Source organism: Bradyrhizobium sp. B120 (assembly GCF_049075665.1).
In the GTDB taxonomy this organism is placed as follows: domain Bacteria; phylum Pseudomonadota; class Alphaproteobacteria; order Rhizobiales; family Xanthobacteraceae; genus Bradyrhizobium.
In genome coordinates this window covers 8,024,635-8,047,384 of the sequence record NZ_CP185242.1, presented here as the reverse complement: position 1 = coordinate 8,047,384, position 22,750 = coordinate 8,024,635, and the positions used below count along the sequence as shown (strand labels likewise).

General features: G+C 65.5%; 20 protein-coding genes. 6 read left to right on the top strand and 14 right to left on the bottom strand.

From position 1 onward, the window contains the following. Positions 1 to 31: 31 nt before the first annotated feature. Genes ACOIX3_RS37420 through ACOIX3_RS37405 form a run of 4 tightly spaced genes read right to left on the bottom strand, consistent with a single transcriptional unit; the run spans position 32 to position 3,655 of the window. A complete protein-coding gene (locus ACOIX3_RS37420) occupies positions 32 to 898 on the bottom strand; it encodes an efflux RND transporter periplasmic adaptor subunit (protein WP_420966990.1) in 867 nt (288 codons plus the stop codon). Then, complete coding sequence (locus tag ACOIX3_RS37415) at positions 895 to 1,101, bottom strand: DUF1656 domain-containing protein (protein ID WP_207833444.1); 207 nt, start codon at positions 1,099 to 1,101, stop codon at positions 895 to 897. The genes ACOIX3_RS37420 and ACOIX3_RS37415 overlap by 4 nt, the downstream gene beginning before the upstream one ends. Further along, the gene (locus ACOIX3_RS37410) at positions 1,098 to 3,149 is read right to left on the bottom strand and encodes an FUSC family protein (RefSeq protein ID WP_420966989.1); all 2,052 of its coding nucleotides are present in this window, start codon (positions 3,147 to 3,149) and stop codon (positions 1,098 to 1,100) included. Before ACOIX3_RS37410 ends, ACOIX3_RS37415 begins: the two co-directional genes overlap by 4 nt. Positions 3,150 to 3,151: 2 nt before the next feature. Continuing rightward, on the bottom strand, positions 3,152 to 3,655 hold the full coding sequence (locus ACOIX3_RS37405) for a MarR family winged helix-turn-helix transcriptional regulator (protein ID WP_420966988.1): 504 nt from the start codon (positions 3,653 to 3,655) through the stop codon (positions 3,152 to 3,154). A 90-nt stretch (positions 3,656 to 3,745) separates the two neighbouring features. On the opposite strand from ACOIX3_RS37405, the gene ACOIX3_RS37400 reads away from it, so the two are divergent. From ACOIX3_RS37400 to ACOIX3_RS37390, 3 genes are all read left to right on the top strand, one after another. Beyond that, positions 3,746 to 4,981 carry an MFS transporter gene (locus ACOIX3_RS37400; RefSeq protein WP_420966987.1) on the top strand — a complete coding sequence of 412 codons (1,236 nt, stop codon included), beginning with the start codon at positions 3,746 to 3,748 and terminating at the stop codon, positions 4,979 to 4,981. Between the two features lie 211 nt (positions 4,982 to 5,192). Beyond that, positions 5,193 to 5,636, top strand: coding sequence for a hypothetical protein (locus ACOIX3_RS37395; protein ID WP_420966986.1), 444 nt, complete (start codon positions 5,193 to 5,195; stop codon positions 5,634 to 5,636). After that, positions 5,579 to 7,021 (top strand): hypothetical protein, encoded by a 1,443-nt coding sequence (locus ACOIX3_RS37390; protein WP_420966985.1) that lies wholly within the window; start codon positions 5,579 to 5,581, stop codon positions 7,019 to 7,021. The genes ACOIX3_RS37395 and ACOIX3_RS37390 overlap by 58 nt, the downstream gene beginning before the upstream one ends. A 255-nt stretch (positions 7,022 to 7,276) precedes the next feature. Here ACOIX3_RS37390 and ACOIX3_RS37385 read toward each other — a convergent pair whose 3' ends face one another. Together ACOIX3_RS37385 and ACOIX3_RS37380 are read right to left on the bottom strand one after the other, a co-directional pair. Continuing rightward, positions 7,277 to 7,411 carry a hypothetical protein gene (locus ACOIX3_RS37385; protein ID WP_420966984.1) on the bottom strand — a complete coding sequence of 45 codons (135 nt, stop codon included), beginning with the start codon at positions 7,409 to 7,411 and terminating at the stop codon, positions 7,277 to 7,279. An 81-nt stretch (positions 7,412 to 7,492) separates the two neighbouring features. After that, positions 7,493 to 8,050, bottom strand: a complete 558-nt coding sequence (locus tag ACOIX3_RS37380; RefSeq protein ID WP_420966983.1) for an HNH endonuclease — start codon at positions 8,048 to 8,050, stop codon at positions 7,493 to 7,495. A 192-nt stretch (positions 8,051 to 8,242) separates the two neighbouring features. Between ACOIX3_RS37380 and ACOIX3_RS37375 the strand changes: the two genes are divergently transcribed. After that, complete coding sequence (locus ACOIX3_RS37375) at positions 8,243 to 10,003, top strand: chloride channel protein (protein ID WP_420966982.1); 1,761 nt, start codon at positions 8,243 to 8,245, stop codon at positions 10,001 to 10,003. Between the two features lie 191 nt (positions 10,004 to 10,194). Here ACOIX3_RS37375 and ACOIX3_RS37370 read toward each other — a convergent pair whose 3' ends face one another. The 6 genes from ACOIX3_RS37370 to ACOIX3_RS37345 all read right to left on the bottom strand — a co-directional run bounded on the left by ACOIX3_RS37370 (position 10,195) and on the right by ACOIX3_RS37345 (position 17,816). After that, positions 10,195 to 11,172 (bottom strand): peptidyl-alpha-hydroxyglycine alpha-amidating lyase family protein, encoded by a 978-nt coding sequence (locus ACOIX3_RS37370; RefSeq protein WP_420966981.1) that lies wholly within the window; start codon positions 11,170 to 11,172, stop codon positions 10,195 to 10,197. Between the two features lie 126 nt (positions 11,173 to 11,298). Then, a complete protein-coding gene (locus ACOIX3_RS37365; RefSeq protein WP_420966980.1) occupies positions 11,299 to 13,086 on the bottom strand; it encodes a flavin-containing monooxygenase in 1,788 nt (595 codons plus the stop codon). Between the two features lie 112 nt (positions 13,087 to 13,198). Beyond that, positions 13,199 to 14,284, bottom strand: a complete 1,086-nt coding sequence (locus tag ACOIX3_RS37360) for a DUF2855 family protein (RefSeq protein ID WP_420966979.1) — start codon at positions 14,282 to 14,284, stop codon at positions 13,199 to 13,201. Between the two features lie 103 nt (positions 14,285 to 14,387). Beyond that, entirely contained in the window at positions 14,388 to 15,905 is a 1,518-nt protein-coding gene (locus ACOIX3_RS37355; protein WP_420966978.1) for an acyl-CoA synthetase, read from the bottom strand. Between the two features lie 69 nt (positions 15,906 to 15,974). Further along, the gene (locus ACOIX3_RS37350) at positions 15,975 to 16,808 is read right to left on the bottom strand and encodes an alpha/beta hydrolase (RefSeq protein WP_420966976.1); all 834 of its coding nucleotides are present in this window, start codon (positions 16,806 to 16,808) and stop codon (positions 15,975 to 15,977) included. A 33-nt stretch (positions 16,809 to 16,841) separates the two neighbouring features. Then, the gene (locus tag ACOIX3_RS37345; protein ID WP_420966974.1) at positions 16,842 to 17,816 is read right to left on the bottom strand and encodes an NAD(P)H-dependent flavin oxidoreductase; all 975 of its coding nucleotides are present in this window, start codon (positions 17,814 to 17,816) and stop codon (positions 16,842 to 16,844) included. A gap of 175 nt (positions 17,817 to 17,991) precedes the next feature. Here ACOIX3_RS37345 and ACOIX3_RS37340 point away from each other — a divergent pair, with 175 nt between their 5' ends. Further along, entirely contained in the window at positions 17,992 to 18,879 is an 888-nt protein-coding gene (locus ACOIX3_RS37340; RefSeq protein WP_420971889.1) for a LysR family transcriptional regulator, read from the top strand. Between the two features lie 112 nt (positions 18,880 to 18,991). On the opposite strand, the gene ACOIX3_RS37335 is transcribed toward ACOIX3_RS37340, so the two are convergent. Next, positions 18,992 to 20,584, bottom strand: a complete 1,593-nt coding sequence (locus ACOIX3_RS37335; protein WP_420971888.1) for a glycosyl hydrolase family 17 protein — start codon at positions 20,582 to 20,584, stop codon at positions 18,992 to 18,994. 142 nt (positions 20,585 to 20,726) lie between these two features. Continuing rightward, positions 20,727 to 21,380 carry a DNA-3-methyladenine glycosylase family protein gene (locus tag ACOIX3_RS37330; RefSeq protein ID WP_420966973.1) on the bottom strand — a complete coding sequence of 218 codons (654 nt, stop codon included), beginning with the start codon at positions 21,378 to 21,380 and terminating at the stop codon, positions 20,727 to 20,729. A gap of 201 nt (positions 21,381 to 21,581) precedes the next feature. Here ACOIX3_RS37330 and gluQRS point away from each other — a divergent pair, with 201 nt between their 5' ends. Beyond that, a complete protein-coding gene (gene gluQRS, locus ACOIX3_RS37325; protein WP_420966972.1) occupies positions 21,582 to 22,451 on the top strand; it encodes a tRNA glutamyl-Q(34) synthetase GluQRS in 870 nt (289 codons plus the stop codon). The last annotated feature ends 299 nt before the right edge of the window (positions 22,452 to 22,750 follow it).

Genomic DNA, 22,750 nt, shown 5'->3' with positions numbered 1-22,750 from the left:
CGCAAGGACGATGGCCGGCTTGATGCCGTCGCTAGTCGATGATCTCGACCGTCGCCGAGCGGCCGGCGACAAGTGCGATGCGATCCGGCAGCTTATCCAGCGTGATGCGCACGGGAACGCGCTGCGCCAACCGAACCCAGCTGAAGGTCGGATTGACGTTTGCGAGCAGGCTCGCGCCTTGCCCGCGGTCGCGATCCTCGATGCCGGCCGCGATGCTCTCGACATGTCCGGTGAGCCGGACCGGCTCGCCCATCAGCCGGACCTCTGCCTTGTCGCCGACGTGGATGCGCGCGAGCTTGGTCTCCTCGAAATAGCCTTCCACATGCAGCGTGTCGCTGTCGACCAGCGCCATCACGCCCTTGCCGGCGGTGACGTAGACGCCAGGCCGCAGCTCCATATTGGTGATGGTGCCGTTCACCGACGCGTGGACCTCGCTGCGATCCAGGTTGAGCTGGGCGACCGCGCGATCGGCGACCGCCTGGTCATAGGCGGCCTTGGCCTGGAGCTGGGTGGCGAGGACCTGCTCCTGCTTCTGCTGCGACACCGCATCGGTGGTCAGGGCGCTGTAGCGCTTGAGGTCGGCGTCGGCCTGATCCAGCGTCGCGCGATGGCCGGCGACTGCCGCGTCGGCCTGCTGCAACGCGAGGGCAAAGCGCGCGCGATCGATCCGGAACAGGATGTCGCCGCGATGCACCTGCTGATTGTCCTTGACCAGCACGTCGGTGACGAAGCCGGAGACGTCGGGAGCAACCTGAACCACGTCGGCGCGGACCCTGCCGTCGCGGGTCCATGGCGACTCCATGTAGTAGATCCAGAGCGCGCGGCCGACGGCGAGGGCGGCGACGAGCGCGATCGCGGTCAGTGCAACCCGGCCGAGCCAGGCGAAATTCCCTTTCATGGCAGAAACTCCGAAAGATAGACGACGATGCCCAGCAGGCATACGTACAGGGCGAAATTGAACAGCGCGCGATGCCAGACCAGCCGGTAGAGCCCGAAGCGCTGCATGATCCGGCTGATCCCCGCGCTCAGCGCATAGGCCACGATCAGCCACAGCAGCAGCGCCGGAACCAGCACACCGTAGATGTCGAGCTCATATCTCATGCAGCAAAACTCTCCTCGGGCTGCGATCGATACGCAGGTGCATCCGGAAACAGGCCGCGGCGGATGCCGACGAGGCCGAGCAACGCATCGTCCCGCGCGCGCTCATTGGGATCCTTGACGACCGCGGTCACGGCCGCGTCGACGCGCGACAGCAATTCGGCCGGCAACGCCTCGTCCGCATGGGCGCGAAACGCGGCTGCGAGGTCGTCCAGCATGTCGTCGATGGCACGCACCGTCGATGCGGCGAGGCCGTAACGGGCCCGCCTGAGGTCGATGATGTTGAGCCCGATGCGCAGCTGGACCAGGCTGTCGGCATCGCGGCGGTCGCTTTCGGAGATGAAGGCGATGCGCTGCACCAAGAGGCCGAGCCGATGCAGCATCAGGCCGGCAAACTGCGCACGATCGCCGTGGCCGCGCCGCTCGGCCGCGACCGCGAGCGTCTGCCAGCCCGACGTCATCAGCCGCTTGGCGATCCATTCGGCGCCGACGCCGCGCGCGACCCGCGTCACGATCTCGGCGATGACGACGCCGAGGAAGAAGGCGACCGACGTGTTGGCGAAACTGGCAAAATCGGCGCTGTAGGTCGATTGCAGCGCCAGCAGCGTCGCGGTGTTGGCGGCGAGCGCCATGCCGATCGGTGCGGTTTTCGGCCGCGCGATCAGGAAGCCGTATGTCAGGAAGGTCGGCGCCAGTGCCGCGATCAGGACCTCGACATGGGAGATGCCCGGCACCAGCGCGAATTGATAGATCGCGACGACGACGATCGCGACCAGCGAGAACAGGCCGAAGGCCCGGATGCTGCGCGCCGGCTCGTCCTGCGCGGCGAAGAAGGAGCAGGCGACCGCCGCCATCATCGGCGCCGAGGCGCCGTCGGCCCAGCCGGTCGCAATCCACAGGCCGCAGCAGATCAGGATGGCCACCGCCGCGCCCGCGGCCGACCACAGCGCCATGCCGTGGTCGCGATGACGGACCGGCGCGGCGCCCGCCTCCGGGTGGAACGCCAGCGGGACGGCGGAGATATCCTGGCCCGCGGCAATCGCATCGCCGATTGCGCGGCAGTCGGCCGAGATGTCGACAAGCTCCCGGAGCCGGAGCAACAGGCTGATCGTGATGATGCGCTCGCGCGGCGCGAGGCCGTCGAGGGCAGTTTGCCGCTCGGCGATCGCAGCGCGGATCTCGTTGCCGGATTGCCGCTGGCGATCGTCGTCGACGATCCAGGCGGCGAGATCGTCGATCAGGCGCCGCAGCTCCGGCTGCCTTTGCAGCGCTGCTTCGCCGAGTGCGGCGAGCCGGTCTTCGACCGACGTGATGATCGGCAACAGCATCAGCATGCGCAGCCGGACCTCGCCGAGGCCGCGCGCGGTGCCGGCATCGGCCAGCCGGTCATAGGCGACATGGGTTGCCAGCGTATCGATCTCGACGATGTCGGTCGCAAGGCGAAGGCGTTGGGCCCGGCGCGTCTCGCTGGTCCCGCGATCAAGCAGCACGTCGCGGGACAGGCGGCGCGCGTCCGACAGCCAGCTCCTGATGCGGCCGCCGACTGCCGGTGCGACGCTGCGCGGGAACACCACGGTCGACACCAGGCTCGCACAGATGATGCCGAGCGAGATCTCCTCGACCCGCGCCAGCGCGACATCGAAGATGCTGCCCGGGTCGGCCACCGACGGAAAGCCGATCAGTGCGACGGTGTAGCCGCCCAGCATGAAGACATAGCTGCGCGGCGTGCCGTCGAGCAGCGACAGATAGAGGCACAGCCCGACCCAGAGCGCGATCGCGAGGCACAGCAGCTCCGGCGCATTGACCAGGTTCGGCACCAGGGCGACCGTCATGCTCGCGCCGACCAGGGTGCCGATCACGCGGAAGAACGCTTTCGAGCTGGTCGCGCCGGCGAGCGGCTGCGACGTGATATAGACCGTCGCCATCGCCCAATAGGGCCGCGGCAGATCGATCGCCAGTGCGATGACAAGCGCCAGCATCGACGCGGCGAACGTCTTCAACGCGAAGATGAGGTCCGCGTGGCGGACAAGGAACGGCTCTTCCGCGCGCATGACTATTTCGCCTCTGCAGCGGTCTTGGCCAGAGCGGTCTTGGCTGCCGCGCTCTTGGCGTCTTGCAGGCGGCTCGCCCGCGCCTCGATGCGCTGCAGCGTCTCGAAGGTTACCGCAAGTTCCTCGCTGCCGATATCCTTCAGCACGCTGGCCCGCACGCGGCGCAGCACCCGGTTGGTCTCCTCGACCTTGGCTTCGCCGGCCGCGGTGAGATGCAGTGTCTTGGCGCGCCGATCGGTCGGGTCCTCGCGACGCTCGACCAGGCCTTCGAACTGCAGCAGATCGATCAGCCGCACCAGCGAAGGCCCCTCGATCCCCAGCTCGTCGGCGAGTACGCCCTGGCGGACGTTCTCGCCCTGCCGCGACAGCACCAGCAGCGGTATCGCCGTCGCGTAGGACAGGCCGTGATCGGATAGCGCCTGATCCGACTCGCGCCGCCAGATCCGCGCGAGCCTGGTGATCAGGCGGCCGATCTCGGCGTGGATATGGGATTGCGAAGGAGGCATGCAAATTAGATAGGATGCAAACTATTAGGCTGCAACTATATAATCCGGAACGTTCCTGGTGATCACGCAAAAGCGATCGAGCAAGCGGCAATGGGCACGAGCTCCACGACGGGAGCTGGCGAAGAATTCCGGGGCGAGAGCAGCCTGACGCTGGTCCCGACCTTCATCGTCGTGGCCGTGGATGCGACGGGATTGGGGATCATCCTGCCATTGCTGCCGTTCTATTCGCAGCGGCTTGGCGCGACACCGTTCGTGATCGGCGCGCTGATTTCGGTCTATGCGCTCTGCCAGCTGATCGCCGGCCCGGTCGTCGGCGCGCTGTCCGACCGCTACGGTCGCCGCAAGGTGCTTCTCGTCAGCCAGATCGGCACCTGCATCGGATTCGTGCTGCTTGCCGTCGCGGGCAACCTGACCCTGGTGTTTATGGCCCGGATCGTCGACGGGCTGACGTCCGGTAACATCTCGGTGGCGCACGCCTATGCGGCCGAGCACAGCGCGCCGCAGGCCCGCAAGCAGGCGCTCGGCATGACCAGCGGCGCGATCGGGACCGGTCTATTGGTCGGTCCCGCGCTGTCGGGCCTCCTTGTCCACTACGGCGACACCTCGCCGGTATGGGCTGCCGCAGCGTTGTCGCTGATCAGCATCGTTGCCACGATCGTTCTGCTGTCGCCGGATCATCCGGCCGCAGAGCCGCTCTATCAGCAGCGGGTGCCCGAGCCGACGCCCGCGCACGCGATCCTCGGGTTGCGCTATGCGTGGCGCGTGCTCGGTCTGCTCGTCGTGTTCTTCTTCGTCAATTCGATGTTCCTGTCGCAGATCGGCCTGTTCCTGTCGGCGCGCTTCAGCTGGAACGGGCATGCCTTCGGCGCCCGCGAGCTCGGCGCGGTGTTCGCCTATGCCGGTTTCATCAACATGGTCGTGCAGTGTGCCCTGATCACGCGCGCGAATATCTTCGCTTCCGACCGCATCATTGTCCTGGCGGCGTTCGCCTGCATGGCAACCGGATCGGTTGGACTTGCGTTCGCTGACCGGATCAGCCTGCTTGCCGTGTTCCTGACGCTGATCATCGTCGGCATGATGTTCGCCCGCAGCACGCTGACCGCCGAACTGTCGCGCAGCACCGCGATCAACCGGCAGGGCATGATCATGGGTCTCAACCAATCGCTGATGTCGGGCGCCAACATCTGCGCTCCGCTGCTGAGCGGCGGGTTGATCGGTCACCAGCTGTACGTCAGCTGGACGTTCGTGATGGCGGCGATCGCAATGCTCGGCATGGTCCTGGCAGCGCAACTCCTCCCGCCGGGACAGCCAGCGCCGGAGGTCTGACGGCGCGGCAGCAAGCCGATGCGCGCGCTCGTGCAGATAGCTCGGCGGGACCAGGCGGCCGCGATGCCGGGCCGTGCACTATCTCCCCTGTCGTCATACCGTCACATCATTCAGGTGAATATGCCTCCCCGTCGAATGCAATCTTAGATAGATTCTGATTCTCGGATAAGAGGCTCCCAAAGCCTCTTGCGAGCCATTGGGGGAAGCAACAATGATCAGGTTTGTGCTGGCGCTCTTGGTATGCACGCTGGGGCTTGCCGCAGAGGCGTCCGCATTATGCAGTTCGCAGCCGGGACTGCAGACGCAGTTCTTTTCTGCAGGTCAGCTCAGTCAGGTCGCATCGGCCGCAGCACAGACGACGGAAGCTCAGTTCAACGGGGCGCAAGGTCAACTGGCGACCCAGCTGACCAGTCTGTTCGGTTCCACCAAGGGCGCAATTCTGTCGAAGCTGACCGCGGCCTCGCCGCTCTATGGCAGCGTCAACGACGACGGTCTGGCGCTGATCTTCGCGAGCACGCTGGCGTTCGAATTGCTCGACGCATGCACGCCGATCAACGGCACCTTTTCTGCAATCGATACCATCAACAATCGGGGACGATGGGTATCGCATGCCAGGGGTTCGCGTCGCTGGCGTTGCAGCTGTTCTATCAGGTGAAGCCGAATTCGACGCTCATGGTGGTGAATTTCGGCACCAGCAGGGATTCGTCGGTCGACGATCACTCGATCCTTGCGGCGTTCGGCGCTGGCACCGGCGGAGGGTCCGGCGTCGACCTGTTCGTCGATCCAACCGTATCGATTGTCGCGCCGGTAAGCCTTTGGGGGCTGCTGGCCCACCAAAGCGTAATGCAATCGGCGATCGTCCAGTTTTCACAACGGATCGGGAATCCGGAAGGTGTCTACCGGCAGGAAGACATCGGCATGATCACGCAAGGGACGCTGGATTTCAGGACATTGCTCTACGCGTACGCCGGCCTCACCGATCCCGCAAATCCGACATTCGGGAAAACGCGCTTCCTGGATCCGACGTTCGTCAATCGCACCTATCAGGCGATCTATGATCTCACCAGTGCGACGGCCTCGTCGAACCTTGGTGCAGCTGCATTCTGGTATGTCGACGGGACTGCGGGCAATTTGTGGGAGCTGACATCGGCGGGCCTCTACAACACCGGCTACAACGCCACCGCGATCAGCTCGGTCACCAATGGCATCTATGTGGTTCAGGCGAGCACCGGCAACCTGCTTGCAAATCTCTCCGGCACCACCGGGTTTCGCAACGTGACGTCGGGCGGAACAAATCTGCAAGCGACCAGCATCGCGCCTCACGTCAACAACGCGTATCTGTGGTTCGTCGATCCCGCCGGCAAGCTTTGGTATACGAACTCGGCCGGGCAGGCGTTCGCGGGCAATTCGGGCGGAACGGCAAAGGTCGTCGGTACCGGCGATACCGTGCAGCAGCTGACGACGGCGGGGCAGCTCTATCAGGCGACCGCGACGCAGGGCTTCACCCTCGTCGATGCCAGCGTCCAGGGCCTGTGGCAGTCAAAACCGACTGGCTGGGACTTCGCGGCGAGCGCTCCCAAATGCCAGACGACGTCGGATCCGGCCTGCCGCGGCGACGCGGTCAAGCTCAATGCCTGGAACGGCACCTACGGCAATCTGTATTATCGCGACGGAACGCAGACCACACCGAACTGGGCATCGATCCACACGGCAGTGGCTGCCGTCGTACTTGGCTTCCAGGGAGCGACGGTCAACTACCTCACCGGTACCGGTTACATCTGTTACTTCAACTCGAGCACCGAGTGGGGCGTCGGCGGCAACAACAATGAGATCATTCCCGGTGGGGATTGGACCACGGCCAATGGCGGCCCAAGCCTTCCGTTGACGCCGCCTGCGTGGGGTGGCGTGGCCTATGGCAGCGGAAACCTGAGCGCGTACGGGAAAATCTACATCCAGGCCGCAAGCTCAAACGGCTATTCGTACTACAAGCTCTCGGATCGCTGGGTCGACGCAACCGCGAACAATGTGGCTTGTCCTTGAGCCGTTTGCGCGCTGTGCGGCGAGCATGATCGAGGGGACGCGATCGTCCCCTCCGGCGATGTGATTTCGCTGTGCTTGGTCGCAGGGCTTCAGTCCTGCGCGGTGACCGCACGTCGTGATCGCTGCATTTGCCTTACCTGGTCAACGCCCGCTCTCAACCGAAGTCGTGCATCAACCGGCTCCAGGCTTCGCCGGCGAGGCCGCCGACATAGATATCACCGCGCACAACGGCGTCGTTCACTTCGGGAACGCGTGTCAACGCCATGACGAAGGCGCGGTGAACACGAGCCAGCGCTGCAACTCCAGCCTTGCCATCAGGGCGGGTTGCGCACGGCCGCGGGCCTCGACATGGCCGGTGCGCTTGAGGTGGCGGAACATCGCACTGAGCACGCCGACCTCCTGGCCCTCTCGCGGTCAATCCGGGTGTGTCTTGACGTTCGTAGGAGTCGCAGCACGCATAAGGGCAGCGCCTTACGGATCGAGCTCAGTATCCCAGTAGAGATAGTCGAGCCAGCTCTCGTGCAGATAGTTCGGCGGGAACAGCCGGCCGTTGCGATGGAGCTGATGCACGGTCGGCGCGTAGGGCGTCTGCCTCGGAAACATCTTGGCCTGCTGCGGGGTCAGATTGCCCTTGCGCAGATTGCACGGTGAGCAGGCGGCGACGACGTTCTCCCAGGTGGTCTGGCCACCCTTGCTGCGCGGAATGATGTGATCGAAGGTGAGGTCGTCGCCCGACAGGCAATATTGGCAGCTGAATCGGTCGCGAAGGAAAACGTTGAACCGGGTGAAGGCGGGGTGGGTGGTCGGCTTTACGAATGACTTGAGGGATACGACGCTCGGCAGTTGGATTTCGAAGGAAGGACTTCGTACCGCCCGGTCGTAATATTCGACGATGTTGACACGATCGAGGAACACCGCCTTGATCGCGTCCTGCCAGGACCAGAGCGACAGCGGGTAATAACTCAGCGGCCGGAAGTCCGCATTCAAGACCAGCACCGGCCAACCGCCTTGCGAGACATGTGCGTTCAAATAACGCTCCTGATCTCCCATTAGCTGCGAAGCAGCATGCACTCACATACTACAGGCAGCGTGACGGGATTGTGAAGAGCAATGAGCGGCTTATCCGCCATGCCCTGCCATGTTCCTGCCCCGATTGCCTCCCGCCCGCGAGGCCCGTAAAGGGAGCCGCAAGGCCCTGTCGGCCAGTGACGGACCCTGCCGATGACCACGACCACAAGCTATCTCGAGGCGCCGCGCCGGTTGCGCGCATTCGTGCGTGCGCACGAGACGAGCCTCGTGGTGCTGGCACTGCTGATCGGCGCCATTGGCGGCCTCGTGGTGGCGGTTATGAGCGGCCTGGTCACGGTGCTGCATTCGGTTCTGTTCAATCTGCCGCTGGGCGATCGGCTGTCGAGCCAGCCCAGCATCGATCCCGTGCGTGCCCTCGTGGTTCCCACGGTCGGCGGACTGGTGCTCGGAGTAGCGTTCCTGCTGCTGCTCAGGGTCCGGCCGGCCCGGGAAATCGACCCGATCGAGGCCAACGCGCTTTATGGCGGCCGGATGTCGTTCCGCGGCAGCGTGATCGTGGCGCTGCAGACCATCTGGTCGAGCGGCGTCGGCGGCTCGGTCGGGCTTGAGGCCGGCTACACCCAGCTTTCGAGCGGCCTGGCCGCCTCGCTGGGCCGCGGTTTCCATCTCCGCCGCAACGACCAGCGAATCATGGTCGGCTGCGGCGCCGCGGCGGCGATCGCGGGGGCCTTCAGCGCGCCGCTGGCGGGCGCGTTCTACGCTTTCGAACTTGTGATCGGCGGCTACACGCCGGCGAGCCTGACCCCGGTCGGTGTGGCGGCGGTGGCCGGCTATTTCGTCGCCCATGCCTTCGAGCCGCTGCCGCTCGGCGTCGGCGTCGGAACCGTCGGTGACGTGCTCGGACGGGATCTTGCGATCGCCGCGCTGCTCGGCGTGGTCGCGGCCCTGACCGGGATTGCGATCATGCGCGGGGTGGCGCTGTGCGAGACGCTGCTCGCCAAGACCCGGCTCTGGCCGCCGCTGCGGCCGGCGCTCGGCGGGCTTGCGGTCGGCGCCATGGCGCTGCTGACGCCGCAGGTGATGTCGTCGGGCCATGGCGCGCTGCGCTTCGCCGGCATCGTGGCGATGCCGCTCACCTTCATCGCCGGCGTGTTCGCGCTGAAGGCGGTGGCCTCGATCGTGTCGCTCGGTTCGGGCTTCCGCGGCGGATTGTTCTTCGCCACGCTGTTCATGGGCGCGCTCGGCGGCCGGCTGTTCGCGGCCGGCGTCGACATCGTGTGGCCGGGGCTCAATCTCGATCCCAACGCCTATGCGGTGATCGGGATGAGCGCGCTGTCGGCCTCGGTGATCGGCGGTCCATTGACGATGTCGTTCATCGCGCTGGAATCCACCGGCAATCTCTGGCTCACCACCGCGGTGCTGGTCGCGGTCATCATCTCGACCACGATCACGCGCGAGCTGTTCGGCTATTCGTTCGCGACCTGGCGGCTGCATCTGCGCGGCGAGACCATCCGCAGCGCCGCCGATATCGGCTGGATCCGCGATCTCACGGTCGGCAAGATGATGCGGCAGGACATGACGACGGTGAAAGCGGCGATGCCGATCGAGGCGTTTCGCGAGGAATTCCCGCCCGGCTCCAAGACCCAGGTCGTCGCGGTCGACGGCGAGGGACGCTATGCCGGGCTCGCGCTGGTCGCGGAAGCGCACGCGCCCGATCTCGAGGCCGACAAGGGGCTTGCCGGCATCCTGCGCTACGCCGACGTGGTGCTGCACCCTGCCATGAACGTGCAGGAGGCGATCGCGGTGTTCGACGCCGCCGAAGCGGAATCGCTCGCGGTGGTCGAGGACGACGGCGACCGGCGGCCGATCGGCCTGCTCACCGAAGCGCACGCGATGCGGCGCTACGCGGAAGAATCCGAGCAGCGCCGCCGCGAGGTGATCGGCGAGATTTGATTTTCCGCAGCGGGCATCAAGCGGGATTGATCTCAGTCGCAGCGCTCGCTGCCAGCCCCGTCATCCTGAGGAGCGCGGAACGCGCGTCTCGAAGGATGCACGGCCACCAGCCGGGCCGTCGACCCTTCGAGACGCGCGCGATGCGCGCTCCTCAGGGTGACGGGGTAAGGGAAAGGGCGGCCTTTACAAAATTACACCGTCACCCGCTCCAGCTTCTGCAAGCACCGCGTCGTCCGCACCGCGGCCGGCATCTCGGTATCCGGAAAGCTGGTCTTCCAGTCGGTGACGCCGACTTCGCCGACATAGATGTCGCCGCGCGAGTCCAGCGCGATGCCGTGCGGCGCCAGGAATTTGCCGGTCTCGACGCCGGGGCCGTGCTCGCCGCCGAGCCGGGCGATGCGCTTGCCGTTGCCATCGACGATCGACAGCCGCGGGCCGAGATTGGGGACCTTGCGGTTGACCGCCATGCCGGGACCGAGCTCGCCGATCACGAAGTTCGGCTGCTTGCCGCCGCCGCAACAGCACAGCGCGCAGGGCCGGTGCAGATTGTTCCACTGGGTCTCGTATCTGCCGTTGCCGTCGAACACTTGAACACGATGGTTCTCGCGGTCGGCGACATAGACCCAGCCGTCGGCGTCGGTCGTGATGTTGTGCACGATATTGAATTGGCCGGGATCGGTGCCCGGCTCGCCCCAGGTTTTGATCAACTTTCCATCCGGCGTGTATTTGTGGACGCAGGCATTGCCGTAGCCGTCCGAGACATAGATCTCGCCGTTCGGCGACAGCGCGGTATGGGTACAGCGGTGGAACGGCTCGCCGCTCATGAACGGCGCCGGCTTGTTCGGGATGCCGATCGTCAGCAGCACCTTGCCGTCGACAGAGCATTTGCGCACGGTGTGGTCGCCGTCGTCGGTGCAATAGAGATTGTCGTCGGCATCGATATGCAGGCCGTGGGCGCGCGCGAACACGCCTTCGCCCCAGCTCCGGATGAAGCTTCCCTCGCGGTCGAGCACCACCATCGGGTGGTCGCCGCGGTTGAAGACATAGACGCGGTCCTTGCTGTCGACCGCGACGGAGGCGACATCCGTCAGGCTCCAGCCGTCGGGGAGTTTTGCGAAGTTCTCCACCACGCGATAGCGGTGCTCGCCGGTGCCGAGGATGGTTGGCATCGTGGTCTCCCCTTTTCGTCATTCCGGGATGCGCGAAGCGCAGGCCCGGAATCCATTTAGCGGCAGAATTTGTGGCTTGATGGATTCCGGGCTCGCGCTGCGCGCGCCCCGGAATGACGGTGTTGGCTATGGTAGCTTCGCCACTGGCCCGACATCGCGCGGCAACAGGCCTGCCTCGATCGCCTTGATCTGCAGCGCCAGATAGCGCGAGTTGATGCGGCATTGCGCGAGGCTGCCGGCGATGAACCACAGGCCGGGCTGCGGCGTGCGGGTGTACATGTTGCGCAGCTCCTGGCCGTCGCCAAAGCCCCAGATCGGGCCAACGCGCGCGGCCATCGCCTCGCCGAACAGTTTCTTCACCAGCTCTTCCTGCGGCCGGTAGCCGGTCGCGAGCACGATCAGGTCGGCGGCAATCGTCTCGCCGGTCTTCAGCCGTGCGCCTTCGCTCACGAACGTCTCGATATCGGCGAACTGCTGCAGCTTCACCGCGCCGCTCGCGACGAGATCGGAGCAGCCGACGTTGAAGTAATAGCCGCCGCCGCGGGTCAGGTACTTGAACTGCCAGCCGGTGCCGCCGTCGCCGAAATCGAGCTTGAAGCCCTTGCGCGCGAGACCGTCGAGCAGCGGTCTGTCGAGTTCCTTCGACTGTTCGGTCATCAGCACATGGCTGCGCTTGGCGAGCGCGAGCGGCATCGAGGTCGCGATCAAATCGTTGTCCTCGAGCGAGCCTTCATTGTAGGCGGCATAGGCCAGCTGCGCCGAGGGCTCGATATTGGTGACGAGCGTCGAGGAGCGCTGCACCAGCGTGACCTCGGCGCCGGAGGAGTGCAGGTCCTGCGCGATGTCGTGGCCGCTGTTGCCGGTGCCGACGACAAGCGCACGCTTGCCTGCCCAATGCTCGCCGTCTTCATAGCCGCTGGAATGCATGACTTTGCCGGAGAAACTCTTCAGCGACGGGATATCAGGCACGCTCGGAATGCCGCTGACGCCGGTCGCCATCACGACATGGCGCGGCTGCAGTTTCCGCGTCGTGCCGTCGGCGCGGCGCAGCTCGACGGTCCAGCGTCCCTGAGCGTCGTCGTAGCTGCCGCCGACGAATTCGGTTCCGGTCCAGAAGTTCAGCTCCATGGCATCGACATAGGATTCGAACCAGTTGGCGAGCTTGTCCTTCGGGATGTAGGTCGGCCAGTTCGGCGGGAACGGCATGTAGGGCAAATGATTGACCTGCACCTGGTTATGCAGCGTCAGCGCGTGGTAGCGCTTGCGCCAATTGTCGCCGACGCGCGGCTCGCGGTCGACGATCAGCGCATCGATCTTGAGCTGTTGCAGCCGCGCGGCGATCGCAAGCCCGGCCTGTCCGCCGCCGACCACCAGTACATCGGGATCGCGGCCGGCATATTCGGCGGACGCCTTGCGCAGGTCGAGCCAGTTGGGGCCGCGGAAGTCGCGCGAATAGACTTGTCCGCGCGGCCTCGTGTGTCCCTGCTGCTCCTCGAATCCCTTCAGTTCCTCCAGCGCCGTCAGCAGCGTCCATGCCTTCAGCCGATCGCCGTCGGCGGCGTCGGGGATCAGCCGCACGATGCCATGGCCGCGGCCGACAGCGGTCTCGAACTTGAAGATCGCCTCGATCGCGTTGGTGCCGGCGCGCATCACCCGGCGGGGCGCCGCGCGCTCGGCATCGATGCGGAAGTCATGCGGCGCGCTGCGGCGCGCATGCGCGGGCAGGTCCTCGATGATGGCAAAGGCGCGGTTGACGGTCTGGATGTTCCAGCTCAGCGCCAGCACGTCGCGCCAATAGCTCTCGGGATGGAACAGCGGCTTCAGCAGCACATCGTCGGGGCCCGCCAGCGCATCCTCGAACTGCACAAGCCAATTGTCGGCGGCGACCGAAATATCGTCCGTCTTGTCGAGCATTGAGCGCTTCTCGTCATCGGCCGCCCTTGGTGACGTTTTCTTGGCGGCGTTCCCTTGCTGGCAAGCCTATACCCATTGGCGAGGCCGCAGAAAGGGCGTGACGGGATAGCGCCTATTCGGCCAGCGATAGGATCAGGCCTTGATCCGGCGGAACGCGGCCCTGCAGGGTATCGAGATAGGCCTCGCGCACCGCGGCCGGACCGCGCCGCTCGACCACATCGAGCCAGATGGGCAGATGCGGTACGAGGTCCGTCCATGCGGCGCCGAAACGCTGGTCGATGCCGCCGGGACCCCATTCCTTGGCACGCTTGCGGATCTGGTCCGGTGCGAAGAACCACACCGGCTTGGCGCCCGGCAGTGTCGGCTCGTCCGGCTCGCTCGCGCGATGGGTGAGCCCGACCCGGCTGGAATAGACCATCTGCGCGCCGAAGTGCCGGTGCAGGGTCTCGCGCAGCGCGCTGTTGCCGGCCATGTCGACATAGGCCACCGGCTCGGCCGCCGGGATCGCGGCGACCTGGTCATAGGTGACGACGTCGTCATAGCAGCCGAGCGAGGTGACGAAATCGACATTGCCCTTCGAGGTCAGTCCGATCACCCGGATACCGCGTTTGTGCAGCAGATGGGCGAGCCCGAACGCGGTCTTGCTCGAGGCCGACGACAGGATGACGCGGCGTGCACCGTAGAACTCATTCTCGGCGAGGGCGTCGTCGACCAGGAACGACAGCATGAACAACGGCAGCAGCAGCGCGCGGAAATCGCCCTGCTGGCCGGCATAGGTCGGATCGCCGGAGACACGGGCATAGGCATTGTAGACCGGCGAGACCTCCTGGCGGTGCGCGGCGCCGTCACGCAGGCCGCGCTTGCTGACATCGGCCGCCTCGATCACCAGATGGGTCGCCATCGGGAAATAGCCGAACAGCGTTTCGCCGGCTGCGATTATGGGATGTTTCGAGGCCAGCACCTCGCCAAAGCCCCACACCGGGATGATGCCGTAGCCGTCGGGCGCCGGGAACAGGTGCCAGTATTTCAGCTGCTCGCCGATCACGGCGTAGGTGATGTTGTTGGCGGTGAAGGCGAAGCGGGTCACTTTCACCAGCAGCGCATCGGCCGGCAGCGCCGCGGCATCGGGCAATCGCGTCTCGATCACCTTGCATTGCTGCAGGTCGTTGCGGATGACGATGAAGTCAGTGGCGTTCATGGCGATGATCCCGGCGTCAGATGCGCCGGCATCGTTGCGTCGATCGCCGGCTTTTGCAACAGCAACTAAGTTTCAAACGTCGTTCGCCTTCACGTCACCTTGCTCAGCGAAGCTGTCCTTCGCGGTAGAGGTCGCGCAGCTTGCGCTTGAAGATCTTGCCGGTCGCCTCGCGCGGCAGCGCGTCCATGAAGCGGATGTCGCGCGGCACCTTGAAATTGGCAAGCTTGCCGCGCAGGAAATCCTGGATCGCCGCGACCGACAGCGTGCTGCCCGCTTCCGGCTCGACGCAGGCGAACAGCCGCTCGCCATATTCGTCGTCGGGCACGCCGAACACCGCGCAGTCGCGGACGCCTGCCATGCCGATCAGGGCATTCTCGATTTCGGCGGGATAGATGTTGACGCCGCCCGAGATCACCATGTCGCGCTTGCGGTCGCACAGGAACAGATAGCCGTCCGCATCGAGATAGCCGACATCGCCGACGCTGACGAGGCCGTCGCGATCGGCCTCGGCGCGTGCCTTGGCGTTACCATGATAGTCGAAATCCGATATCAACGTCTGACGCATGAAGATTTCGCCGGGCTCGCCAACGTCGCAAAGCGTGCCGTCCGGCCGGAACACCTTCACGATGCCGCCTTCAATGGCACGGCCGACCGTGCCGGGCTTGGCCAGCGCTTCCGCCGCTGTATGCCAGATCGGGATGCCGGTCTCGGTGGCACCGAGATATTCGTTGATCACCGGTCCCCACCAGTCGATCATCGCGCGCTTGACCTCGACCGGGCAGGGCGCCGCGCCATGGACGATGAAGCGCAGCGAGGACAGGTCATAGCGGCGCCGCGTCTCCTCGGGCAGCCGCAACAGCCGCACGAACATGGTCGGAACCATGTGCATGTGGGTGACGCGGTGGCGTTCGGTCAGTTGCAGCAGGTCTTCGGGATCGAAGCGTGGCTCCAGCACAATGGTGCAGCCAAAGCGGAATGCGAACATCCCGTACGAGTGCGGGGCCGAATGGTACATCGGGCCGTTCATCAGGATCACCTGGCCGTCGTCCGGCTTGATGCCAAAGGTGATGGTGCCGATGCGCGCGGCGGCGGCTTGCTGTGCGAGCGGCAGCGGCTTGCGCTGTACGCCCTTCGGCAAGCCCGTGGTGCCCGATGTATAGAACATCGGCGCTGCGCCGATCGGGGCGTCGGTCAGCGGTTGATGCGTTTCACGCCAGCTGTCCCAATCGGTCATGCCGTCAGGCACCCGGGTGGACGCCGGCGCCACGCCATAGGCCGCGGCGATCTCCGGCGGCGTCGTCACCACCAGCAACTCGATCCCCGGCGGCAGCCCGTCGCGGATCTGCGGCAGCAGGTCGGCGTGGCAGACCAGCGTGTCGGCGCCGCTGTCGGACAGGATATAGGCGACCTCGTCGGCCTTCAGATGCCAGTTGATCGGCACCACCGGACTGCCGAGTGCGGCTGCGGCTGCGACCACCTCGAACAGCGCGAAATCGTTGCGCAGCATCATGCCGACCGGCTTGCCGCCCTGAACGCCGAGCGCGCGGAAGCCGGTCGCCGCCCGCGCGATGCGGGCGTGAATGTCGCCATAGCTGATCTGTCTGTCGCCGCTGATGATCATATTCCGTTCCGTTTCCTCGTGATCGTCCGGCCGGTGTTCGGTCTTACCATTTTTTCCGGCCCGGGCCGCTCATTTGGTCTTCGCAAACGCGATGATCGGTGACCAGATCGCGTCGGGCATCTCCTTGTAGATCGCGTTGTGATCAAATCCGTCGACCACGTTGGAGGCCTTCGTTCCCGGCTTGGCATCATAGACCCGTTGGCCGAGATCGATAGGGATCGTCTTGTCTGACCGGCTGTGGACCCAAAGCAGGGGGATCGACACATGGCTCGCCGCGTCGACATTGTTCCAGACGTCCGGCAGCTTGAGCATGGCCTGCTCGGGCGCGCCGCCCCGAATGGCAATGTCGCGCAGCGACGAGAACGGGCTTGCAACAATGATGCAGTCCGGTTTGGCGTCGCCATGCGTTGCCGCGTAAAGCAATGGACCGCCGCCGAGGGAGTGGCTGAGCAGGCAGCGCCGTACGCCGGCCGGAAACAGCTTCAAGAAGGCGTCGAGCGCCGCGACGCTATCCTCGTTGATGTTGTCGATCGTCCCGGGAGGGCTGCTCCGGCCGTGGCCGGAATAGTCGAACACCAGCGAGGACACGCATTTGTCATGCAGGAATTTCTGCACCGCGATCCAGTCGGCGACGGTTTCGCCGCGGCCGTGAAAGATCAGCAACGCCGGCGCCGCCTGGCAGGATGCGGCCGCACGCACCAGGAAGCCGTCGAGCCGGCGATCGTGGCTCGGTATTGCGACGCGCTCGAAGGCCAGACCGAGGTCCGCCGGCGTCGCCTGCGACATCTCGCCTGGATTGAGCGTGTTCTTCTCGAACGCACCCCACGGGCCGTCGCCGGCCCGTGCCATGCCGGACATCGTTGTGAGCAGGGCGAGAAGGATCAATGACAGCGGACGCTTCATCCTGCGCTCCTGCGAGATATCAGGGATTGCCGATCAGGCGCTGAGCCGCGTCGTGAAGCTGTCGCGCGCCTGCGCAAGCTCCGCCTTCATCCGGGCCACCAGCTCGGCGACCGGCGGGGCGTCGGTGATCTGGCCGATGCCCTGGCCCGACCCCCAGATGTCGCGCCAGGCCTTGGCCTTGGTGTTGCCGCCGGAGCCGAAATTCATCTTGGTTTTGTCGGCGACCGGCAGGTTGCCCGGATCGAGGCCCGCGGCCGCGATCGACGGTCCAAGGTAGTTGCCGTGCACGCCGGTGAACAGGTTCGAATAGACGATGTCGTGCGCGGCGTATTCGGTCAGCGCCTGCTTGTACCTGAGGTCGGCGTTGGCTTCCTCGGTCGCGATGAAGCGGGTGCCGACATAGGCGAGGTCGGCGCCGAGCGCGAGTGCGGACGCGATGCTCCAGCCGTCGGAGATGGCGCCCGACAGCAGGATGGTGCCCTTGAACCACTGCTTGACCTCGCGCACCAGCGCGAACGGCGACAGCGTGCCGGCATGGCCGCCCGCGCCGGCGCAGACCAGGATCAATCCGTCGACGCCCTGCTCGGCGGCCTTGCGGGCGTGCTTCACGTTGATGACGTCGTGGAACACCACGCCGCCGTAGGAATGCGCGGCCTCGACGATCTCGGACGGCGGCCGCAGCGAGGTGATGATGATGGGCACCTTGTGCTTCACGCAGGTTTCCATATCGTGCATCAGCCGGTCGTTGGAGGCGTGGCAGATCTGGTTGACCGCGTAGGGCGCGACCTTCTTCTCCGGATGCTGTGCCTGGTATTCGCCGAGCTCGTTCTCGATCTGCGTCAGCCATTCGTCGAGCTTCTCGACCGGGCGGGCGTTGAGCGCCGGGAATGAGCCGACGATGCCGGCCTTGCACTGCGCGATCACGAGCTCGGGCCCCGAGACGATGAACAGCGGGGAACCGACGACCGGCAGTTCGAGCCTGTTGGCGAGCGAGGCGGGCAGCGACATTGTTCGGATCCTCCATGGGCGCCGCCCGGCCGGCGGCCGGGGCGGATCGCGATTTGTTGTGATGGCCGGAGCGGCGGCTCCTTTGGCGCGGCAATATAAGGCTGGACGGCCGCGTCATGACGTTCAATATTGAACAGCTGATTGGCCAGAAATGAACATCGGCGCGGGCGGCAACATGGACTGGGAGCTTTGCAAGACGTTCGTCGCGGTGGCCGAGACGCGCAGCTTCGCCGGCGCGGCGCGGCGGTTGCGCATCAGCCACCCCACCGTCGGCCGCAATGTCGCGGCGCTCGAGAAGCAGCTCGGGACCCGCCTGTTCGCCCGATCCAATGACGGCCTGTCGCTGACATCGCATGGCCGCAAGTTCCGCGAGCACACCGAGGTGATGGCCGCGGCGGCGCTGCGCGCGGAGGCGGCCGCGTCCGCCACCGGCGAGCAGGCCCGCGGCGTCGTGAAGCTGTCGATCGGCGCGACGCTGGCAGCGCATTGGCTGATGCCGCGCCTCGGGCCGTTCCTGCGCGATCACGCCAACATCCAGCTCGAGATCATCACCCACCCGTTTCCGGCGAGCGTACGGCGCCGCGAGGCCGACGTGGTGTTGCGGCCGGTCGATGCCGGCGACGAGAACCTGATCGGGCGCAAGATCGGACGGCTCGGCGCCGGCTTCTATGCGTCACGCGGCTATGCGGCCGGGCGCAAGTTGCCGGAACGGCCGGACGAATGGCGGGGACACAGCGTGATCGGATTCGCCGACCAGGCCTCGAATGCGCAGCTGGCGCGGTGGAGCGATGTCATCACGCGGCAGGGCACGCTGGTGATGCGCTGCTCCTCGCAGGGCGACATGCTCGCGGCGGCGCGGGCCGGGCTCGGAATTTGCGCGCTGTCCTGCCTGGTCGGGGCGGATTATCCCGATCTGGTTCGGGTCGCGCCGCAAAAGCTGTCGAGCCTCTCCGATCTCTGGCTGCTCGCCCATCCCGATCTGGTCGAGCTTCCCTCGGTGCGCGCCGTCATCGGCTTCGTCACCGATTGCGCGCGCGAGGACCGGATCAGGCTGCGCGGCTAGCGCGTTTTCGAGCGAAGTGGATACCGGTTCGCGTCAAGAAAACGCGTCAATACGAAAATCTAGAGCCCCGTTCCGATTCGATCGGAACGGAAAAGGGCTCTAGTACGTGTTTTCAGGCGCGGGCCCGCCATAGTGTTACCGCGAGCAACATGAAGGCCGCGCAAGTCCACAGCGACTGCCAGTTCTCCAGCCCTTCGTTGAGCCCTGTGTAGACTGCCGCTGCAAGGAAGATGCCGGCAAACATCGATTCCGCCAGAGGGCGGTTTCCCTTCCCGGGAGGATTGAGCAGCGTCAAGGCTGCAAAAGGCACCGCCGCCATCGTGAGGGGCGCGAACGGAAAATCGATGAAGCGCGGGTCGAAGATCAGGCCGAGTGCTGTCGCTGTGCCGATCACGGCGGTGACCATCAAGGCCAATCCGTGCATCGTCACCAGGATCGATTCAGTGTGGTAGCCCTTCGGACCCAGCAATTCGGCAAAGCTGGGCGGTGCGCGGCCCGACATCAGGGCGTTGGCACCGAACACCGGCGAGGCCGTTGCCGCCACAAGAAGCGAGCCCCACACCAGCCAGCCTCCGGTACCGTAGCTCTCATAGACCAGTCGTTGCGCGGCGACCCCGAACAGGATTCCGGCTGTGGTCGCAGAGAGTCCGACCGCAAGCCATGACACGAGCCTTGCTTCCTTTGGCTCCCTCGGCTTGCGGCGCAAGGTCAGCCATGCCGCGCCGAACACCAGGACCGCCAGCGCCATTCCGCTGCACATTTGCAGTTTCCACAACGGAAAATTGCTGATCGGCAGGCCAGCCGGATACTTCAGTGTTCGCTCTTCGGAATCGAACAGGCCCCAGGAGCCACCGACCGTACCTTCGATCTCGCGCTTCCATCCTTCATCGTACGCCTCGAACAGGTTGACGCGGAAATGCTCGCGCCGTGCGAGGTCGAGCATCTCCGAGACCACCCGCGCCTGATTGACGCGCGATGGCAGCGCGGACTCGCGCATGCGCCCCTCGCTCGGCCAGCCTACTTCTCCGATAAAGATTTCCTTGCCCGGAAAAACCGCCGCGATCTGCCGGCGCATCTCGTCAGCGTGAGCGGCGGCATGTTCCGCGGGGATCGGGATATTCTCCCAGTACGGCAAGATGTGAATCGTGATGAAGTCGACGGCGTCGGAAAGTTCGCGATTGCTCAGCCAGAACTCCCAGACGTCGGCATAGGTGACGGGAACGCTGACCTGCGCCTTGATCGAACGGATCAAGTCGCGGAGGTCGGACGCCGCCATTTCCTTGCGCAGCAGAACCTCGTTGCCGACCACGAGCGCAATGATCGTGTCTGGATATTGCTTGGCGAGGCGGATCGCCGTTTCGACCTGCGTCGCATTCTTCTTTCGGTCCCGATCGAGGAAGATGCCCTGAATGACTTTCAGCCCCGCCTTGGCTGCGAGCCCCGGGATCTGGTCGAGACCGAGATCGGTCGCATAGGTGCGGATGCAGTTGGATATCTTCGCGAGTTGCGCGAGATCTTCCGCGATCTGTTCCGGCGTGACCTGCGTCGCGGGAGCAAGTGATGTCTGATTGTTGCGGAACGGGGCGTAGGAGATGCACTGGACTTTATCGCTCGGATCGATCGGAGCGCGCACCAGGCTGACCGGGATGCCCAGCCACCACCACGCCGCGGCGATAGCCCCGAGGGATATCAGGAGAAGCGTCAGCGGAGTGCGAAGTGAAACCAGGTCAGTCCTCCTTGCAGGAAGGATGTGCTGGGCAAAAATGGCGAGGCCGGCAAATTGAATAAGTATTCGTCTGCTCTTGCTATATCATGCGATCACGTAGTTGGAATGTTTTCTCGACGACCTACTTTGCGCCGGCGATCACGCCTTCGCGATTCCTGAGCACGCGATAATAGGCCCACCACAGATGCGCGGCGGCGCCGCGCAGCGGACGCCATGGCTCGGCAAGCGGTGCCATCTGCTTCGGCGTCGGCCGCTCCTTCAGCCCGAGCCCGACCTTGACCGCTTCCTGGACGGCGAGGTCGCCCGCCGGCCACGCATCGCCATGGCCGAGGCAGAACAGCAGATAGACGTCGGCGGTCCACGGGCCGATCCCGGGCAGCGCGGTCAGCGTGTTGTGCGCGGCATCGGCCTCCTCGTTGGCGAGCACGTCGAGGTTCAGCCGCTCCTCGGCGAGCTCGCGCGCGATGTGCTTCAGCGTCTTGATCTTGGCCGCGGAGAGCCCGAGCCGGCCGAGCCGGTCGGCCCGCGCCTTGCGGATCGTCTCATGGTGGAACGGGTCGAATGCCCTGCTGACGCGGCCCCAGATCGCGGCAGCACTCGCGGTCGACAGCTGCTGGCCGCAGACGATCGCGGCAAGCCCCGCAAACCCCGGCTCGCGCTGCCGGATGGCCGGCATGCCGGTCAGTTCGAGGATCGGGCGCAGCCGTCGATCCTGGTCGACCAGCTTCTGGATCGCCTCGTCGAGGTCGGCCTGGGTTTCGAGATGAATCAGCATTGCGGGATCTGCATCGGCTTTGTCATGCGCGGGCTTGACCCGCGCATCCATCTCCTATCGTAACAGAGTCTTGTCGAGCCGCATGGTCCGGAAAAGTGGAAACCGGTTTTCGCTTGCGACAAACGCAAGGTGTTTGCGCGAAGATCATGCCCAAACAAGGATCGCCGGGTCGAGCCCGGCAATGACCCGCGATCGAACGCCATGCCACCCGTTTTCCGTTTTGCCCCGAGTCCGAATGGCTACCTGCATCTCGGCCACGCCTATTCGGCGCTGCTCAACCACGACCTGGCGCGTGCCGCGGGCGGACGCTTCCTGCTGCGGATCGAGGACATCGACGCAACGCGCCGCCGGGTCGAATTCGAGCAGGCGATCTACGAGGATCTGGCCTGGCTCGGCATCGCCTGGGAGACCCCCGTGCGGCGGCAGTCGGAGCATTTTGCCGCTTACCGCGCGGCGCTCGACCGCCTGTCGGCCGAGCGGCTGGTCTATCCGAGCTTCGAGAGCCGCGCCGAGATCGCGCGGCTGGTCGCGGACCGTGAGGCCGGTGGCGCGTGGCCGCGCGATCCGGACGGCGCGCCGCTCTATCCGGGAACGGCGAAATCCCTCTTGGCCGAGCAGCGCGACCGGCTGATCGGGCAGGGCGCGCCGTTCGCGTTGCGGCTCGACATGGCGGCAGCATGCGTCCGCACCGGCGGCCTGCGTTGGCAGGAGGCGGGCGAGGGTCCGGTCGGCGAGACCGGGGACGTGGCGGCCCGGCCGGAGGCCTGGGGCGACGTGATCCTGGCGCGCAAGGAGACCCCAACCAGTTACCATCTCTCGGTCGTGATCGACGACGCCCTGCAAGGCGTCACCGATGTGGTCAGGGGCGTTGACCTGTTCTGGTCGACCAGCGTGCATCGGCTGCTGCAGCAACTGCTTGGCCTGCCCGTGCCGGCCTACCGGCACCATGCGCTGATCCGGGACGCCGCCGGCCAAAAGCTGTCGAAATCGACCCGGGCGACCGGGCTGCGCGAGCTGCGGGCGGAGGGCGCCGGCCCAGCCGATATCCGCCGCCTGGTCGGCTTGCTCTAGCGTTCTGCACATGATTTCGGAATAATGGAAGTGTGCCGCTGATTTGCCCGACGTGTCAAGTTGCCGTGTCGAGCGCCGGCAGCCGCCGGCTACTTTGCATGGGGTTGTTTTCGATATTTTGGCGGTGCGTCCCTGTGACGGCAGGCTATCGCGTATGGCTGTCAGCCGAGTGCCATGTGCGACAGCCCTGCCCGCAAGCGGGTGAGGTACCGCGGATGGATGGACTGGTTACCATCATCCTGACTTGCCTTGGCTACACCCAAAGGGCGCCGTGACTCTGCCGCTCCTGGCATGCCATG

Coding starts and splice junctions, on each gene's coding strand:
- ACOIX3_RS37330 (WP_420966973.1), bottom strand. CDS start 21,380: ATGCTGATTCATCTCGAAACCCAGGCCGACCTCGACGAGGCGATCCAG.
- ACOIX3_RS37345 (WP_420966974.1), bottom strand. CDS start 17,816: ATGTCGCTGCCCGCCTCGCTCGCCAACAGGCTCGAACTGCCGGTCGTC.
- ACOIX3_RS37350 (WP_420966976.1), bottom strand. CDS start 16,808: ATGAAGCGTCCGCTGTCATTGATCCTTCTCGCCCTGCTCACAACGATG.
- ACOIX3_RS37415 (WP_207833444.1), bottom strand. CDS start 1,101: ATGAGATATGAGCTCGACATCTACGGTGTGCTGGTTCCGGCGCTGCTG.
- ACOIX3_RS37355 (WP_420966978.1), bottom strand. CDS start 15,905: ATGATCATCAGCGGCGACAGACAGATCAGCTATGGCGACATTCACGCC.
- ACOIX3_RS37375 (WP_420966982.1), top strand. CDS start 8,243: ATGACCACGACCACAAGCTATCTCGAGGCGCCGCGCCGGTTGCGCGCA.
- ACOIX3_RS37370 (WP_420966981.1), bottom strand. CDS start 11,172: ATGCCAACCATCCTCGGCACCGGCGAGCACCGCTATCGCGTGGTGGAG.
- gluQRS (WP_420966972.1), top strand. CDS start 21,582: ATGCCACCCGTTTTCCGTTTTGCCCCGAGTCCGAATGGCTACCTGCAT.
- ACOIX3_RS37405 (WP_420966988.1), bottom strand. CDS start 3,655: ATGCCTCCTTCGCAATCCCATATCCACGCCGAGATCGGCCGCCTGATC.
- ACOIX3_RS37365 (WP_420966980.1), bottom strand. CDS start 13,086: ATGCTCGACAAGACGGACGATATTTCGGTCGCCGCCGACAATTGGCTT.
- ACOIX3_RS37390 (WP_420966985.1), top strand. CDS start 5,579: ATGGGTATCGCATGCCAGGGGTTCGCGTCGCTGGCGTTGCAGCTGTTC.
- ACOIX3_RS37395 (WP_420966986.1), top strand. CDS start 5,193: ATGATCAGGTTTGTGCTGGCGCTCTTGGTATGCACGCTGGGGCTTGCC.
- ACOIX3_RS37410 (WP_420966989.1), bottom strand. CDS start 3,149: ATGCGCGCGGAAGAGCCGTTCCTTGTCCGCCACGCGGACCTCATCTTC.
- ACOIX3_RS37340 (WP_420971889.1), top strand. CDS start 17,992: ATGGACTGGGAGCTTTGCAAGACGTTCGTCGCGGTGGCCGAGACGCGC.
- ACOIX3_RS37400 (WP_420966987.1), top strand. CDS start 3,746: ATGGGCACGAGCTCCACGACGGGAGCTGGCGAAGAATTCCGGGGCGAG.
- ACOIX3_RS37360 (WP_420966979.1), bottom strand. CDS start 14,284: ATGAACGCCACTGACTTCATCGTCATCCGCAACGACCTGCAGCAATGC.
- ACOIX3_RS37420 (WP_420966990.1), bottom strand. CDS start 898: ATGAAAGGGAATTTCGCCTGGCTCGGCCGGGTTGCACTGACCGCGATC.